We start from the raw sequence: 15,567 nt of genomic DNA, 5'->3' as shown, positions 1-15,567 counted from the left end.
AGGGGAACCGATGCGCTGCCGCGCTCGTTGGTCCCATGCACAAGCAGAGCGCCCATCAGGAAAAAAAGCGGACACCGCTTGGAGACACAGAATATGGCAACGAAGGCAAAGGAAAACGAGGAAGTAGAAGTCGAGCGCGAAGGCGCGCCGGACGGACCGCTTCTCGACCTTTCCGATGACGCTGTCAAGAAGATGATCAAGCTCGCGAAAAAGCGCGGCTATGTGACGATGGATGAGCTCAATGCAGTTCTGCCATCCGAAGAGGTCACTTCCGAGCAGATCGAAGACACGATGGCCATGCTGAGCGACATGGGGATCAATGTTGTCGAAGACGATGAGCAGGACGCCGACGCGGAAGAAACCGACAACAGCGCCGACGAGGAGAGCGATGCTCGTGAACTCGCCGAGTCGACCGGCACTGCTGTAGCGCCCACAACCACGAAGAAAGAACCGACCGATCGCACCGACGATCCCGTCCGCATGTATTTGCGTGAGATGGGTACGGTCGAGCTATTGTCGCGCGAAGGCGAAATCGCGATTGCCAAACGCATCGAGGCCGGCCGCGAGACCATGATTTCAGGTCTGTGCGAAAGCCCGCTGACCTTCCAGGCTATCATCATCTGGCGCGAGGATCTGAACGAGTCGAAGATTTTGCTGCGTGAGATCATCGATCTGGAGACCACGTATGCCGGTCCCGAAGCCAAGCAGGCGCCGGTGATCGAACGCGTGGAGGAAGATAAGCCGGCCACGGCCAATGATCGGATGCGCAGCCGCCGCGACGACGACGACATCACCAATGTCGGCAGCGATGCGCCTGTCGAGGAAGACGACGACGAGGACGATGAGGCAAATCTGTCGCTTGCGGCAATGGAAGCCGAGCTTCGCCCGCAGGTCATGGAAACCCTGGACGTCATCGCCGATACCTACAAGAAGCTCCGCAAGTTGCAGGATCAGCAGGTGGAAAACCGCCTGGCGGCCTCCGGGTCGCTGTCGCCAAGCCAGGAGCGCCGCTACAAGGAACTCAAGGATCAGCTGATCAAGGCAGTCAAGTCGCTGTCGCTGAACCAGAATCGTATCGATGCGCTGGTTGCACAGCTATACGACATCAACAAGCGCCTTGTTCATAATGAAGGCCGCCTGCTGCGCCTTGCCGAGTCCTATGGCGTGCGCCGTGAAGACTTTCTCAAGGAGTATCAGGGCAACGAGCTTGATCCGAACTGGTTGAAGGCGGTTTCCAACCTGACGACACGTGGTTGGAAAGAGTTCACCAAGAACGAAAAAGACACCATCAAGAACCTGCGTACCGAAATCCAGAACATGGCACAGGAAACCGCGATTTCGATTTCGGAATTCCGCCGTATAGTCAATCAGGTACAGAAGGGCGAACGCGAAGCGGCGCTTGCCAAGAAGGAAATGGTCGAGGCGAACCTGCGTCTCGTTATTTCCATCGCCAAAAAGTATACCAATCGTGGTTTGCAGTTCCTGGATCTGATCCAGGAAGGCAATATCGGCCTGATGAAGGCTGTGGACAAGTTTGAATACCGCCGTGGTTACAAGTTCTCGACCTATGCGACCTGGTGGATCAGGCAGGCCATCACCCGCTCGATTGCCGATCAGGCGCGCACGATTCGTATTCCGGTACATATGATCGAGACGATCAACAAGATCGTCCGGACATCGCGCCAGATGCTGCACGAAATCGGCCGTGAACCGACACCGGAAGAGCTGGCTGAAAAGCTTGCGATGCCGCTCGAAAAGGTTCGCAAGGTGCTGAAGATTGCCAAGGAGCCGATTTCTCTCGAAACTCCGGTCGGCGACGAGGAAGATTCGCATCTCGGCGATTTCATCGAAGACAAGAATGCGCTGCTGCCTATCGACGCTGCCATCCAGGCAAACCTGCGCGATACGACGACACGGGTTCTTGCTTCGCTGACACCGCGCGAGGAGCGAGTGCTCCGCATGCGGTTCGGCATCGGCATGAACACCGACCATACGCTTGAAGAGGTTGGCCAGCAGTTCTCGGTGACACGCGAGCGTATCCGCCAGATCGAAGCCAAGGCGCTGCGCAAGCTCAAGCACCCGAGCCGTTCAAGAAAATTGCGGTCCTTCCTGGACAGCTGATATTCGTTGCAAGGTTCGCTTTTGGCTCGCGCCCCGAATATCAACAGGACCAACATGCAAATACAAAAGCCCGGCTTGCTGCCGGGCTTTTGTATTTGATCACTTTGTGATCACAGAGATGGTTCATCGTCCTTCTTGCCGCTCTTGTCCTTGACCATCAACCGGTCGATATAGGCGAGGAAGAGGGCCGAGAAAACGAAGGCCAGGTGGATCACAGTAAACCAGGTGAGCTGTTCCGTGGTGAACTGGGTGAGGTTCAGAAATACCTGCAGCAAATGGATCGAGGAGATGGCGACAATGGTCGACGCAACCTTGATCTTGAGCGATCCCGCATCGATCGTGCCGAGCCAATGCACTTCGTCGGCCTGATCGAACCGGCTCACGAAGTTCTCATAACCTGAAATGATAACCATCACGACGAGGCTGGCGACCAACGCTGCATCAATCAGGCTGAGCATTTTCAAGATCGTATCCGTTTCGTTGAGAAAGGCGACCTTTGCGATAAAGTCGATGAGTTTGCTCGCGAACGAGAAAGCATAAATGGCAAGAGCTACAGCGAGACCGAGGTAGAAAACCACGAGAAGCCAGCGAGAGGCGAGGATGATGTTTTCGACGAAAATTTCAATGCGTTTCATAAACAGGGGTCCGGTTGAACAAACGGGGCAGGGCACAAATAGCTAAAACCTGGTCGAACTCCAAGGAACTAATAAAAAAACCCGGACCGAGGCCCGGGTTTTTCTGCGGCGAGTACCGGTATCAGTTGCTGGCTAGGGGGGCGACCAGCGGTGTAATGCGGCGAATCGCGACACGCCGGTTGTCCTGTTCGGGTCCGTCAGATTTGATCTTCAGGAACTGTTCGCCATAGCCTTGTGTAGCCATGTTCTCCGGTGGAATATCGAAGACATTGGTGAGAGCCTGAGCCACAGATTCCGCGCGCCTGTCCGAGAGGACGAGGTTTGCCTGGTCGGAGCCCACGGCGTCTGTGTGACCCTCGATGAGGAAGGTCTCGCCCGGGTTCTTCTTGAGGATCTGAGCCATCGCCTTGGCCACGCTTTCAATATGGCCGATCTGGTCTTCGCCGACATCTGCCGAGCCGAACTGGAATGTGATGGTATCAAGGTCTACGCGCCGAACCTTGTCGCGGATCCGAGCCGAGCGCCTGACCTCATCGATCGAATATATCCGCTCGACACGTTCGACAGGTGGCTGTTCAAAGAAATCATACACTTCCTCTTGAGGCGCATCATCGGCATCGAGAATATAATCACGAACCGGAATGCTGAGTGCCAGGGGCGGCAGGTCATCGCCGGGATCGCGCCATTCCAGACGCTCTTCTCGGTCGTAGTCGGGCGTGTATGTCAACAGGATCTCCCGACCGTCTGGCATGACGCGTGAGCGCCTGATCACATCGCCGTAACGATTGCGGATCGTGACAATCTGCACGCCGTTGTCGCGGACGATGATCTCGCGGGTCCGGTTGCGGGGCAAGTCTTCGTAGTAAATGTCTTTAGAGTCGCGTGCCATACGCGGCCGGTCCGAGCTCTCGACGTAAACACTGTTGTCGATGTTGACGACAGTCCGGTCTCCGAATTTCTTGACCACCTCCACGTCGCCTGGACGTTCATCAGGCCTGCGTTCCCTGGTACGGGTGCCCTTTTCGGTCAGCACAGGTTCGATCTTGACTGGAGCAAGTTCCTGCTGGACGTCCGCATCGCTCTTTGGCGCGGCCGCGGCTGTTGCCGGCTGTTGAGCAGCCGATTCTTGATCAGGGGCCTTGGCTGCTTGCCCTTGCTTTGCTTTTCCGCTGCCTTCACCGGCAGGAGCCTGTTTGGCACTGTCCAATACCGGCGCGGCGTTTTCAGGCAGCGGCGAAGCTTCTTGCTGTGCAGCTTTGCCAGTAGCAGGGTCAACAGGTTTGAGCTCCCTGGTTGCGGGTTCCGCCGCTGTTTCGCCGGCTGGCTGTTCTGCCGTAGCTGGCGGTGTTTCTTTCAGCGCCTTGTCAGTCTCCTTCTTCGCTTCTTCGGCAGCTTTGTCGGTTTGCTTGTCCGCTGCCTTCTGCGCGCTGTCGGCTTTCTTGCGGGCTTCCTCCTCGGCAGCCTTCTGGGCTTCGGCCGCCTTGTCCGCTTCCTGCTCGGTGGCTTTCTTCACCTTCTCCGTTTCCTTGGCGGTTTGCTCCTCATTGGCCTTTGCGGCATCGGATTCCGCCGCCGCCTTCTTCCGCGCTTCCTTTTCTACGGCTTTCTGCTGCTCGGCAGCTTTGTCAGCTTCGGCTTCGGTGGCGCGCTTGGCCTTCTCGGCCTCCTGCGCGGCTTCCTTTTCGGCTGACTTGGCTGCCTTCGCCTCGCTTGCGGCCTTCTGCCTTGCTTCTTCTTCTATTGCCTCCTGCTGCTTTGCGGCCTTGTCGGATTCGGCATTCGCAGCACGCTTGGCTTCCCGGGCTTTCTCCTCGGCTTCGCCTTCGGCGGCCTTGGCGGCTTGATCGGCCTGGCGTTTCGCCTGCTCTTCGGCCTTGCTCTGTTCCTTGGCTGCGGCGTCCGTTTCCTCAGAAGCGCGTTTCTGGGCTTCTTCTGCGCGATTACCGCCCTTGTTCTTTCTTAGCTCCTCGACGGGTTCTTCACCCTGAGGCGCTGCCTCTTCCGCCTGTGCCAGCATCTGGGAGGGTACGTTGCTGTTAGAGGAGATGAAGGGCCGGTTGATTGGCGCCTGTTCTGCCATTGCCGCCGGTGAAGAAAAAAGAATCGCCGTCGATGCAAAAAAGAGTGCTGTCCGTTTCATGTTCATCCCTGTCTCGCGTTTCTTATTGTTGAAACACGTCAAATGTTTGTGATCGCAACCTTGTTCCGCTGATCGGACCGATTGTCTTGCGACCTCGGGTAGCATGAGCGAGGATTGCAGGGGCAGCCTGTATCCCGAGTGAAGACGATGTTCATCCAGCGTTCATGTTGAAAGCGTTTCGCTCGCTGTCCGGGAAGCCGGACGCATCAATATTATTGCAGGAGCCGGTAAAACATGGACGTGGCGCTGCGCGGGATGTATTTGAGCGCATGCACCAAAAACCGTTCTGGAAAACCAAGATGCTGGACGAGCTGAACCGCTCGGAATGGGAGAGCCTATGCGATGGCTGCGGGCGCTGCTGCCTTCACAAGCTGGAAGATGAAGATACGGAAGAAATCTATTTCACGACAGTCGCTTGCACCTTGCTGGATGCGGGCACGTGCCAGTGTTCAGACTATGTACATCGCAAGAAGAAAGTGCCGGATTGCGTGTTCCTGACGCCGGAAATCGTCCGGACTGTCGATTGGCTGCCAGAGACATGCGGCTACCGTCTGATCGACGAGGGGAGGGACCTCTATTGGTGGCATCCGCTGGTTTCAGGAAGCCCAGATACTGTTCACGAAGCGGGTATATCCGTGCGTGGCAAGATCACTGCGTTCGATCACGAAATGAAAGAGGACGAAGATTATTTTGACCACATGATGCGGGATGAACTGCCATCCTGAACGCTGCATGAATGTGGCATTGGGTATTTATTCATAACATGTGTGAAACAAAGGCTGCCTGTCCGGCGCTTTAACAACCTTCCGGACAAACAATCAGGAGAACCCTCATGGCTAGTCTTTCACTCAAATTGTTGGCCGTCGGTGCTGCGATCAGCATCGGTGCGATCATTGGCGCCAACACGTCGTTCGCGGCCCCGGCAATCGCCTCGCCGGTCATTGTCCAACATGGCATAAGTTCGGCGCCGCTTGTCGACGTCCAATACCGCTACGGCCATCGCCCGTACCGCGCTTGCACACCTGGCCAGGCTGCCAACAAGGCAAGCCGGCTGGGTATCCGCAACCCGAGGGTCGTCGTGAGGCGCAATGTCGTGCGTGTGTCTGGATGGAAGCGCGGCCTGCGTACTTCGGTTGTGTTTGCCCGCGCTCCAGGCTGCCCGATCGTTCGTTAAGCTTCCACGATCAAAGAAGGGTGCCGCCCGGCACCCTTTTTGTTTTGCAGCATCAGTTCGTCAATTCGAACGTGACGTTCACGTTCACACTATAGGTGTTTTCACCTGCAGCAACTGGAACCGAGTCGGCTGGCGCAGCGGCCATCATTTTGGATTGGACCATCGGCATCGGGCGAGGACTAAAAGACTGCTCACTGATCTCGATCACCTTGCCGAGGCTGACGCCGGCAGCTTCCGTCAGGGTTTTTGCCTTGGCCAATGCGTTTGCAACGGCATTCTTGCGTGCTTCTTCAATGACCTCTTCGGGTTTGTCATTGGTGAAAGTGAGATTGCCACCCTGATTGACGCCAAGGGTCACGGACTGGTCGAGGATGTCGCCAACCTTCTTCAGGTCGCGCACGCGTACGGTCAATGAGTTGGACACGGCGTATCCGACAATCTTCGGTGCTTCCGGCGGTTGTGTATTGTCCTTGTTGTCTGGGTAGACGTAGCGCGGTTCAATATTGAAACCAGACGTCTGCAGGTCACGATCCGCAACGCCTGACTTCTTCATGGCATCCAGCACCTTTGCCATGGCTTGATTGTTGGCGGACAACGCTTCGCGCGCGGTCGGTTTTTCCTGCAGGACTACCATTGAAACGATCGCCATGTCTGGCGCTGCTGCCGCTTCGCCTTCTCCGGTCACAACAATGCGCGGACGCGGCGCCTCGTCTGCCAGCGCGCCGAAAGGCATCGCGGTCATCGTAGTTGCCGCGAAGGCAAGGCAAAGTAATTTCGATGTCATGGATATCTCCCCGAATAAGATGAAAGTGCTGCGTCGCAGGTGATTATGGGTGGAATAGGGCAAAGAGCCGATCTTTCGGTGCCGGCGCCATTTTATGCATCCAAACAGTTTCTGAGGCGTTTCCGTTTGCAACTTAAGGAGCATCTCATGACTGGCAAAGAACCGAAGAACCGCCCTGAGAACATCGAGCCACAGGATCCGACAACGCGGACCCCAATCGAGACGCAGGATTGGGACGACATTGGCGCGGAGGAGGTGGAAGTGCAAGCCGACGACGAACTCGCAATCCTTGGCGAACGCCGGGTCGAGCCGGCAGATACCGGACTTTCCGAGGATGACGACGATAACGCATATCAGGAAAGCGACGAAGCCCTGCCGGAAGATGAGGAGGAGGCCGAAATATCCCGCGATCCGGAACGGGAAGGACACCGCTTCGAGTGACGTCGCCCAGTCTGCGCTCGCAGCTGGTGCGAGGTTATATGACTGCACATAGGTCTTGACTAAAATACAAATGTTCAATATTCGATGTCTTGATTGAACAGCGCCGGGCATGCCCCAGGGGCTGGCAACCGGGAGGCATTGATGGCTACGAATGTTGCATTGACGGGATTGGCGCGGGACATGCAGGCGCGGGCGGATACGGGCCGTCCGATCCGCATCGGCCTGATCGGTTCGGGCGAGATGGGCACGGACATCGTCACGCGGGTGGCGCATATGCCCGGCATCGAGATCGGGGCGATTTGCGAACTGAACCTTGCGGGTGCGCTGAAGGCCGTGGACATCGCCTATCAGGAGGAAGGCCATTGGCGCGAGGTGTCGAATGCACCGGCGCTCACCGCGGCAATGGAAGCCGGCAGGATCGCCGTCACCGATGATGCCGATCTGGTGCTTGACAGCGATCTGATCGACGTTGTCATCGATGCGACCGGGGTTCCGGCGGTCGGGGCCGAGATCGGCCTGAAGGCGATGGAACGCGGCAAGCACCTCGTCATGATGAATGTCGAGGCGGACGTGACCATCGGCGCCTACCTGAAGAGCGAGGCCGACCGGCTCGGCGTCACCTATTCGCTCGGTGCCGGCGACGAGCCGTCTTCGTGCATGGAACTGATCGAGTTCGTCTCGGCCATGGGCCATCCGATCGTTGCCGCCGGCAAAGGCAAGAACAATCCGCTCAACATCGATGCCATACCCGACGATTACGAGGAAGAGGCCAGGCGCCGCCACATGAATGTGCGCATGCTGGTCGAGTTCGTCGACGGCTCGAAGACCATGGTGGAGATGGCGGCGATCGCCAATGCCACCGGGCTCGTGCCGGACAGGCCGGGCATGCATGGTCCGGCGGCAACGCTCGACCAGCTGTCGAAGGTGCTCGTGCCGGAAAAGGATGGCGGCGTGCTCTCGAGGGTCGGTGTCGTCGATTATTCGATCGGCAAGGGCGTGGCGCCGGGTGTGTTTGTCGTTGCCGACATGTCGCATCCGCGCATTTCGGAGCGCATGGAGGACCTGAAGATGGGCAAGGGTCCCTATTTCACCTTCCACCGCCCCTATCACCTGACCTCGCTGGAGGTGCCGCTGACCTGCGCGCGCGTCGTGCTCTACGGCAAGGCCGACATGGTGCCGCTGGCCAAGCCGGTCGCCGAGGTCTGCGCCGTCGCCAAGAAGGACCTGAAACCCGGCGACCGGCTCGATGCGATCGGCGAATATTGCTACCGCGCCTGGATCATGACGGCGGGCGAGGCCCGCCAGGCGGGTGCCATCCCTTGCGGCCTGTTGCAGGGCGGCAGCGTCACAGCGCCGATCCGGAAGGGCGAACTCATCACCAGCGCCAATGCCGCCCCCGCGCCAGGCTCGAAGATCGTCGAGCTGCGCGCGAGGCAGGACAAGCTGGTTTATGGGTGAGCTGTGGTTTCGCCCGCGTGACGATTAAATCATTGTGCAAACAGAATAGCTTAAGCCGGGAATGGCTTGAGCGCAGGCCGGGAAATAATCCTGTATAAAACCTGCTTCTCCTTGAAAAAGACCGGTTGTCAAACAATATTAATGTTTGGTTAACGCCTTCGGTCTTGATGCAGGAGCACGCGGTGCCAGCATATCAGGTTAAATTCGCTTATCTGACAAAGTACAGACAGACGCGCCACCTTTATCACCAGCTTGTCATTGCCGATGACGAGGCAAGTGCACTCGCACAGGGACGGCTCATGATGAACAGGCGGTCGCCCAACGCACGCATCGTGCATGAATCCTGCGTGCTGCGTCCCGACAGTTCCGAAGTCGAGAGTGCCACGGCGCAAGGCTGGACCCTCAATGACAATTGGTGGTCACGCCCCATCAAGCCTGACGATGATCTTGCCGCAATCGCCGAGCACGGGTTTGCGCATAGCAACCATATTCACGCCAAATCAGCCATGGATTGCGTCGCGATAGACAAGCGTGCCGCCTGAAGGCCCTAGAGGTTGGTTCTCACGCTCCACAACTCCGGGAACAGCACCACTTCCAGCATCTTGCGCAGGTAATTGACGCCGGACGTTCCGCCGGTCCCTGACTTGAAGCCTATGATGCGCTCGACCGTCGTCACGTGGTTGAAACGCCAGCGCCGGAAGTAATCTTCAAAATCCACCAACTTTTCCGCCAGTTCATAGAGCGGCCAGTGTGCTTCCGGGTCGCGGTAGACCACCAGCCACGCCTCGCGAACACTGTCATTTGGCTGATAGGGCAGCGACCAGTCCCGGTCCACCAGCGACTTGTCGATAGCAAGACCCTTGCGGGCCAGTAGCCGGATCGACTGATCGTAAATGCTCGGTGCGTGCAGAAATGCGGCCAGCCAGGAATGGATATCAGGCTTGTGCTCGTGCGCGCGCATCATCGCCGCATTCTTGTTGCCTGCGAGAAACTCGATTGCCCGATACTGGAATGACTGGAACCCGGAAGACATGCCCAGCGCTTCACGGAAGGTCGTATACTCGCTTGGCGTCATTGTCCTCAAGACATCCCATGCGGAGTTCAGCTGGTCGAGAATACGCGAGACGCGCGCCAGCTTTTTGAAGGACGGCGCCAGATCGTCTCTGGCGATGTGCTCGCAAACGGATGTCAGTTCGTGAATAACCAGCCGCATCCATATTTCGGACGCCTGGTGCTGAACAATGAACAGCATCTCGTCATGCGCCTGGGACAGCGGTGTCTGTGCCGTCAATATCTTGTCGAGCTGCAGATAATCGCCGTAGGACATGCGTCCCTTGAAGGCCATCTGCGCGCCTTCGCTCTCAGGGTCATAGGGTGTTCGGGTCACGTGACGGCTCCCCTGACGTGATATTCAGGTTGGTCCCAGGTGCGCGTCTCAAGAATCTGCTTGAGAATGGCCGCAGCCTCTGACACTTCCGCAAAGCTCAGATAGAGCGGTGCCATGCCGAAGCGGATGATGTCAGGCGCACGGAAATCTCCAATGACGCCTCGTGCGATCAACGCCTGCATGATGGCATAGCCATTGTGGCAGGAATAGGAAACCTGGCTCCCGCGCAGGTGAGGATCGCGCGGGGTGGCGAGCTTCAGCCCGAATTCCTCCGCATATGTATCGATTTCCTGAATGAAGAGATCGCACATCGCCACCGACTTGGCGCGCACCGTCTCCATGTCCACGTCGTCCCACAGCGCCATCGCCTCGTCCATGGCGACCATGGCAAGGACGGGCGGCGTTCCGCATAAATATTGCTCGACACCTTCGGACGGTCTGTAATCGGCGTCGAAATCAAACGGAGCGCGGTGCCCGAACCAGCCGGAAAGCGGTTGGCGGAAGCCACCCTGGTGACGGGGATTGACGTAGAGAAAGGCCGGGGCTCCAGGCCCGCCATTGAGATATTTGTAACCGCAACCGATCGCGAAATCAGCCTGCGCTCCGGTCAGGTCAATTGGCATTGCACCGGCTGTATGGGCAAGATCCCAGATGACAAGTATGCCCTTCTCATGGGCGCTCTTCGTGAGCGCAGCCATGTCGTGGCGATAGCCATTGCGATAATTGACGTGAGTCAGCATCAGCACGGCCACATCTTCATCCAGCATGCCCAGGATATCTTGGGGGGTATCGGCAAGAACCAGCCGGTGACCCTTGCCAATCTGTTTGGCCACGCCTTCCGCAATGTAAAGATCGGTCGGGAAATTCTCGCGCTCCGAAACGATCTTGCGGCGATCCGGATTGAGGTCGAGGGCAGCCGACAACACCTTGAACAGGTTGATCGACGTGCTGTCGGTCGCGACGACTGTTCGCTCCTCGGCGCCGATCAACCGGGCGATTCTTTCGCCGACACGCTGCGGCAGGTGCACCCAGTCAGCACTGTTCCAGCTGCGGATCAGTTGCTCGCCCCACTCCTCGCTGATCGTCTTCGCTACGCGCTGGCGAACGGATTTCGGCAGCGCGCCGAGGGAGTTGCCATCAAGGTAAATGACGCCTTGCGGCAGTTCGAACCTGTCGCGGAATGCGCGCAAGGGGTCGTCGCGGTCGGCTCGGGCCGGGTCGATCTTGTTGGCAGTGCTGTCCATTTCGTCTTTCTTGTCATCCATGTTGTCCGGCCGATTCAGCGGCTTTGCACAAGTCGCTTAACGACTACAATTTACTTTGGTATGAACTTGTCAATATAACCAGACCCAGCTCGATAGCAGGGCATGAAAAGGGAGGATTAAAGAATGATCGGCACAAAATATGTGGTGCGGACGGCGCTGGCCGCGGTACTCGGCATGGGACTCGGGCTTGGGACTGCCTCGGCCGAGACCAAGATCGGCATTGCACAATTCGGCAAGCACCCACAGCTGGATGAAACGGTTACCGCATTCAAGGCAGAGCTGACCAAACTCGGTGTTGCGGATGCAGTCTACGATGAATTGCAGGTCAATTTCGATGCGACTTTGATCCCGCAAATGGTCACAAAGCTCGTTTCCAGCAATCCAAAACTCATCCTTGCCGTTACGACGCCGGTGGCCCAGGGCGCACGCCAGATCGTCGGCAATTCCGCTACGCCAGTGGTATTCGCTGCGGTCACCGATCCGGTTGCGGCCAAGCTCACCCCCTCATGGGACGCGGGCGATACCGGCATGACCGGCGCGTCCGATCTTCAGGACGTGAACTCGGTGGTCAAGTTCGTCAAGAAGCTGTTGCCCGATGCCAAGCGTCTTGCGTATCTCTACAACCCCGGCGAAGACAATGACGTCGCGGTGCTGGCGCTGATCAAGGAAGCCGCCAAGGCCGAAGGGCTGGAACTGGTGGAGGTCGGTCTCGACAACACCAATGATATTCCCATCCGCGTCAGTTCCCTCGCCGGGAAGGCCGATGTCATCTATGTTCCAGGCTCCAATCTGGTCCAGCCTGCTGTTCCGGCTGTCGCCGCCGCGGCGCTCAGCGTAAATATTCCGATCGTCAATGCCTCGGCACAGGCGGTCCGCGATGGCCTTGTCGCCGCAGCCTTCGAAGTCTCCTACACCAAGGTTGGCCAGAACGCGGCCAAGCTCGCCTCGGAGATCATCGCCGGCAAGTCACCGGCAAGTCTTGCGCCGATCAAGCCGACCTATGAGGACCACACAGCGCTCATCAACGAGGCTGTTCTGGCAAAAACCGGTCAGAAAGTGCCGGATAGCCTCAAAGATTGCGAATGTTTCGCGAAATAGGCCTTCTCCTTTAGCCTGCGAACATGTAGTTCCTGCGCCAGCTATTCCAGGAAAGCCCAAAGCGGTTTTTCCGTCCGGAACAGCGTGAAAACAAAGAAACTGGCGCGGGAACTACAACGCAAGCTCTGCTCTGGTTTGAGGGCTTACACATGACAAAAGACATGCTGTCCGTGACGGGCGGCACCAAGATTTTCTATGGCGGCACGCTGGATGAGCGCCGGGCGCTCGACGGCCTCGATGTCTCGCTGAAGCCCGGAGATTTTTGCATCGTCATCGGCAGCAATGGTGCCGGCAAGTCGAGCTTCCTCAATGCCGTCTCCGGCAAGCTGCCGCTGGATTCCGGCCGTATCACGATTGACGGCCAGGATGTCACCAGGCTCAACGCCCATCGTCGTGCCCAGTTCATTGCCCGCGTGTTTCAGGATCCGATGATCGGTACGGCACCGACGATGACTATTGGTGAAAACATGCTTCTGGCGGAGCTGCGCGGCAAGCCTCGCGGCTTCTCCTACGGGCTCAGCGCCGCGCGCCGGCAGAAATACAGCCAACAGCTGGCGGAACTCAACCTTGGATTGGAGAAACGTCTCGACATGCAAGTCGGCCTCCTCTCGGGTGGCCAGCGCCAGTCCTTATCTCTTGTCATGGCGGTGTCGACGCGGCCGAAGCTCCTGCTTCTCGATGAGCACACCGCGGCTCTCGATCCGCGCACGGCAAAGCTGGTGATGGATACGACCGTGCGGGCGGTGGAGGCGCTGCAACTGACGACGCTGATGGTCACGCACAACATGGAGCATGCGATCAGGTACGGAAACAGGATCATCATGATGGACGCCGGCAAGGTTCTGGTGGAAATTGGCCAGGAAGAGAAGAACGGCATCACGGTTGCGGATCTGATCGAACGCTTCCATACCAAATCCGACGCTATCGCGTTGCAGGGAGCCTGAGCCGTGGACGTTTTCACCAGTTTTTATGGCCTCATTCCCGTCACCATCGCTCAGAGCCTGATTGTCTCTTTTGTGGTCCTCGGCGTCATGCTGCCCTTCCGCATTCTCAATTTTCCCGATCTGACCTCGGAAGGCGCCTTCCCGCTGGGGGGCTGCGTCTGTGGCACGTTGATCTCGATCGGCATCAATCCTTTCCTCGCCTGTTTCATTGCGCTGCTTTGCGGTTTTGCTGCGGGATGTACGACGGCGTTCATTCACCTGCGTTTCAAGATCAACACATTGCTCGCCGGTATCCTGGTCATGACGATGCTCTACAGCATCAATCTGCGCATTATGGGCCGCACCAATATTCCGCTTTTCACCTACGACACGGTCTTTACCATTCTCGCCGGACCCTCCGCCAACTTTCCCTGGACCAAGATCCTGATTGTCGGCTTGCTGATTGCGCTCGTCGTTGGCGCGATGCTCTATTTCTTCATGTCCGAGAAGGGTACCGCGATGCGTGCGGTCGGGGCGAGCCCCGATATGGCCGAGGCACAGGGTATCAATGTCGGCACGGCGACCATAATCGGCGTTGGCGCGGCAAGCGCGCTTTCCGCGACCGGCGGCAGCATCATGGTGCAGACGCAGGGCTTTGCTGACGTCAATATGGGTTTTGGCATTCTGATCAACGGTCTGGCGGCGTTGATCATCGGCGAGGCCATTACCGGGCGGCAGACGATATTCCGCCAGGTCCTCGCGCCCGTCATAGGCTCGCTTGTATACTATCAGCTGATCTCGTTCTGTCTGACGCTTGGCCTCGCGCCCGCGGATCTCAAGTTCGCAACCGGCGCGTTCGTGCTCTTGATGTTGGCCTTGCCGAACCTGCGCAGATCGAGTGGCGGCATTCAGATAAGGGAAAAGATCCGGGAATAGGGATCGGATCGGGGGAAACATGCCTGCGACTGCACCTATCGACTGGGACGACGCCTACTCGAACTTCGCCTATATTCCAAATGGCTTCGAGTATCCGGCAAAATGGTTGGCGGAGGCCGCTGCGTTTCGCGCGGAGATGCACGAGGAAGGGTTGTTGAAGACCGACCTTGAATACGGTCAGCATTCACGCAATCGGCTCGACCTTTTCATGCCGCGGGGTGATCTGCGCGGTCTTGCCGTCTTCGTCCACGGTGGTTACTGGATGGAGGATTTCGACAAGTCTGCGTGGTCGCATCTGGCACGAGGTGCGATCGCCCATGGGTTCGCCGTTGCCATACCCTCCTATGCGCTCTGTCCACAGGTGCGCGTCAGCGATATCACAGTGCAGGTCGGGCTTGCCATCACTCGTGCCGCCAGCGAAGTGGCCGGGCCGATTCATCTGGCCGGACATTCGGCCGGCGGTCACCTCGTTGCCCGTATGGCTACGGTGACATCGCCGCTGAACCAGGCGATTCGCCACCGTATCCGCAAGATCGTGCCCATCTCGGCGATCGCGGACATGCGCCCGCTGATGAAGACGGAGATGAACGCCACATTGCACCTCGACGCCGTGGAGGCGCGGCTGGAGAGCCCTGCCCTTCTGGAGCCACAGGAAAATATCGATGTAACGGCCTGGGTGGGCGCCGGGGAAAGACCGGAGTTCCTGCGGCAGACTGCGCTTCTTGCCAATATCTGGTCAGGCTTCGATTGCCGTGTGGATGCGGTCGAGGAGGCCGGAAAGCACCATGCCGACGTCATCGAAGGTCTGGTCGATCCCGATCATCAACTGACGCGAACGCTGCTTTGCCTGTAGCGCTGAATCAAAAAGCCGTCAGAGTTGGGATTTCACTCTGACAGCTTTTTGGATGCCGATTTATCAAGAGGTTGGTTCAGGCGCTAAGGCGATTGGGTTCCTCGGGAATCATCGCGTTGCTCGGGAGGCCAAGCGCATGTGCAATGCGTTCCAGTTTGTGCGGATCCGTGTTCTGCCCGCTCTCGATCGTTTCGATTTCCAGGGATGTCAGGCCGCATGCAACGGCAAGATCCTCGATCGAATATCCGAATTGTTCGCGAAATGCCCTGACAATATTTGTACCATTGGCAAGCGCCATGGAAATGTTTTCTGGCAATGAATAGTCGCCGGCGGTTTTGTTCATCGCTTTGCT

At 57.8% G+C, this 15,567-nt stretch carries 16 protein-coding genes; 10 read left to right on the top strand and 6 right to left on the bottom strand.

Going from position 1 to position 15,567, the window contains the following annotated elements; all coding sequences use genetic code 11:
* The first annotated feature begins 93 nt into the window (after window positions 1–93).
* Window positions 94–2,121 (top strand): RNA polymerase sigma factor RpoD, encoded by a 2,028-nt coding sequence (gene rpoD / locus CU100_RS20900; protein ID WP_106718505.1) that lies wholly within the window; start codon window positions 94–96, stop codon window positions 2,119–2,121.
* 110 nt (window positions 2,122–2,231) lie between these two features.
* On the opposite strand, the gene CU100_RS20895 is transcribed toward rpoD, so the two are convergent.
* Complete coding sequence (locus CU100_RS20895) at window positions 2,232–2,756, bottom strand: TIGR00645 family protein (RefSeq protein WP_106718504.1); 525 nt, start codon at window positions 2,754–2,756, stop codon at window positions 2,232–2,234.
* A 121-nt stretch (window positions 2,757–2,877) separates the two neighbouring features.
* Window positions 2,878–4,896, bottom strand: coding sequence for an OmpA family protein (locus CU100_RS20890; RefSeq protein ID WP_245419149.1), 2,019 nt, complete (start codon window positions 4,894–4,896; stop codon window positions 2,878–2,880).
* Window positions 4,897–5,165: 269 nt separating this feature from the next.
* Here CU100_RS20890 and CU100_RS20885 point away from each other — a divergent pair, with 269 nt between their 5' ends.
* Window positions 5,166–5,621, top strand: coding sequence for a YcgN family cysteine cluster protein (locus CU100_RS20885; protein ID WP_106718686.1), 456 nt, complete (start codon window positions 5,166–5,168; stop codon window positions 5,619–5,621).
* Between the two features lie 107 nt (window positions 5,622–5,728).
* Window positions 5,729–6,070, top strand: a complete 342-nt coding sequence (locus tag CU100_RS20880) for an antifreeze protein (protein ID WP_106718503.1) — start codon at window positions 5,729–5,731, stop codon at window positions 6,068–6,070.
* A 52-nt stretch (window positions 6,071–6,122) separates the two neighbouring features.
* Here the strand turns inward: CU100_RS20880 and CU100_RS20875 are convergent, their stop codons facing one another.
* Entirely contained in the window at window positions 6,123–6,854 is a 732-nt protein-coding gene (locus CU100_RS20875; RefSeq protein ID WP_106718502.1) for an SIMPL domain-containing protein, read from the bottom strand.
* A gap of 147 nt (window positions 6,855–7,001) precedes the next feature.
* Between CU100_RS20875 and CU100_RS20870 the strand changes: the two genes are divergently transcribed.
* From CU100_RS20870 to CU100_RS20860, 3 genes are all read left to right on the top strand, one after another.
* Complete coding sequence (locus tag CU100_RS20870; RefSeq protein ID WP_106718685.1) at window positions 7,002–7,295, top strand: hypothetical protein; 294 nt, start codon at window positions 7,002–7,004, stop codon at window positions 7,293–7,295.
* A 141-nt stretch (window positions 7,296–7,436) separates the two neighbouring features.
* Window positions 7,437–8,753 (top strand): NAD(P)H-dependent oxidoreductase, encoded by a 1,317-nt coding sequence (locus CU100_RS20865; protein ID WP_106718501.1) that lies wholly within the window; start codon window positions 7,437–7,439, stop codon window positions 8,751–8,753.
* A gap of 182 nt (window positions 8,754–8,935) precedes the next feature.
* The gene (locus CU100_RS20860) at window positions 8,936–9,295 is read left to right on the top strand and encodes a hypothetical protein (protein ID WP_146141885.1); all 360 of its coding nucleotides are present in this window, start codon (window positions 8,936–8,938) and stop codon (window positions 9,293–9,295) included.
* A 5-nt stretch (window positions 9,296–9,300) separates the two neighbouring features.
* Here CU100_RS20860 and kynA read toward each other — a convergent pair whose 3' ends face one another.
* A complete protein-coding gene (kynA, locus tag CU100_RS20855; protein ID WP_106718499.1) occupies window positions 9,301–10,140 on the bottom strand; it encodes a tryptophan 2,3-dioxygenase in 840 nt (279 codons plus the stop codon).
* Window positions 10,137–11,405, bottom strand: a complete 1,269-nt coding sequence (gene kynU / locus CU100_RS20850) for a kynureninase (RefSeq protein ID WP_245419147.1) — start codon at window positions 11,403–11,405, stop codon at window positions 10,137–10,139. Before kynU ends, kynA begins: the two co-directional genes overlap by 4 nt.
* Window positions 11,406–11,528: 123 nt before the next feature.
* Here kynU and CU100_RS20845 point away from each other — a divergent pair, with 123 nt between their 5' ends.
* The 4 genes from CU100_RS20845 to CU100_RS20830 all read left to right on the top strand — a co-directional run bounded on the left by CU100_RS20845 (window position 11,529) and on the right by CU100_RS20830 (window position 15,215).
* On the top strand, window positions 11,529–12,503 hold the full coding sequence (locus tag CU100_RS20845; protein ID WP_106718498.1) for an ABC transporter substrate-binding protein: 975 nt from the start codon (window positions 11,529–11,531) through the stop codon (window positions 12,501–12,503).
* A gap of 161 nt (window positions 12,504–12,664) precedes the next feature.
* Window positions 12,665–13,447 (top strand): ABC transporter ATP-binding protein, encoded by a 783-nt coding sequence (locus tag CU100_RS20840; RefSeq protein WP_106718683.1) that lies wholly within the window; start codon window positions 12,665–12,667, stop codon window positions 13,445–13,447.
* Between the two features lie 3 nt (window positions 13,448–13,450).
* Complete coding sequence (locus tag CU100_RS20835) at window positions 13,451–14,362, top strand: ABC transporter permease (protein WP_106718497.1); 912 nt, start codon at window positions 13,451–13,453, stop codon at window positions 14,360–14,362.
* A gap of 19 nt (window positions 14,363–14,381) precedes the next feature.
* The gene (locus CU100_RS20830; protein WP_106718496.1) at window positions 14,382–15,215 is read left to right on the top strand and encodes an alpha/beta hydrolase; all 834 of its coding nucleotides are present in this window, start codon (window positions 14,382–14,384) and stop codon (window positions 15,213–15,215) included.
* A 76-nt stretch (window positions 15,216–15,291) separates the two neighbouring features.
* On the opposite strand, the gene CU100_RS20825 is transcribed toward CU100_RS20830, so the two are convergent.
* Window positions 15,292–15,558: a helix-turn-helix domain-containing protein gene (locus tag CU100_RS20825; RefSeq protein WP_106718495.1), complete on the bottom strand. Its 267-nt coding sequence runs from the start codon at window positions 15,556–15,558 to the stop codon at window positions 15,292–15,294.
* Between the last annotated feature and the right edge of the window lie 9 nt (window positions 15,559–15,567).

This window comes from Phyllobacterium endophyticum (assembly GCF_003010935.1).
GTDB classification, from domain to species: domain Bacteria; phylum Pseudomonadota; class Alphaproteobacteria; order Rhizobiales; family Rhizobiaceae; genus Phyllobacterium; species Phyllobacterium endophyticum.
This window is presented reverse-complemented; position numbering and strand designations above follow the sequence as displayed.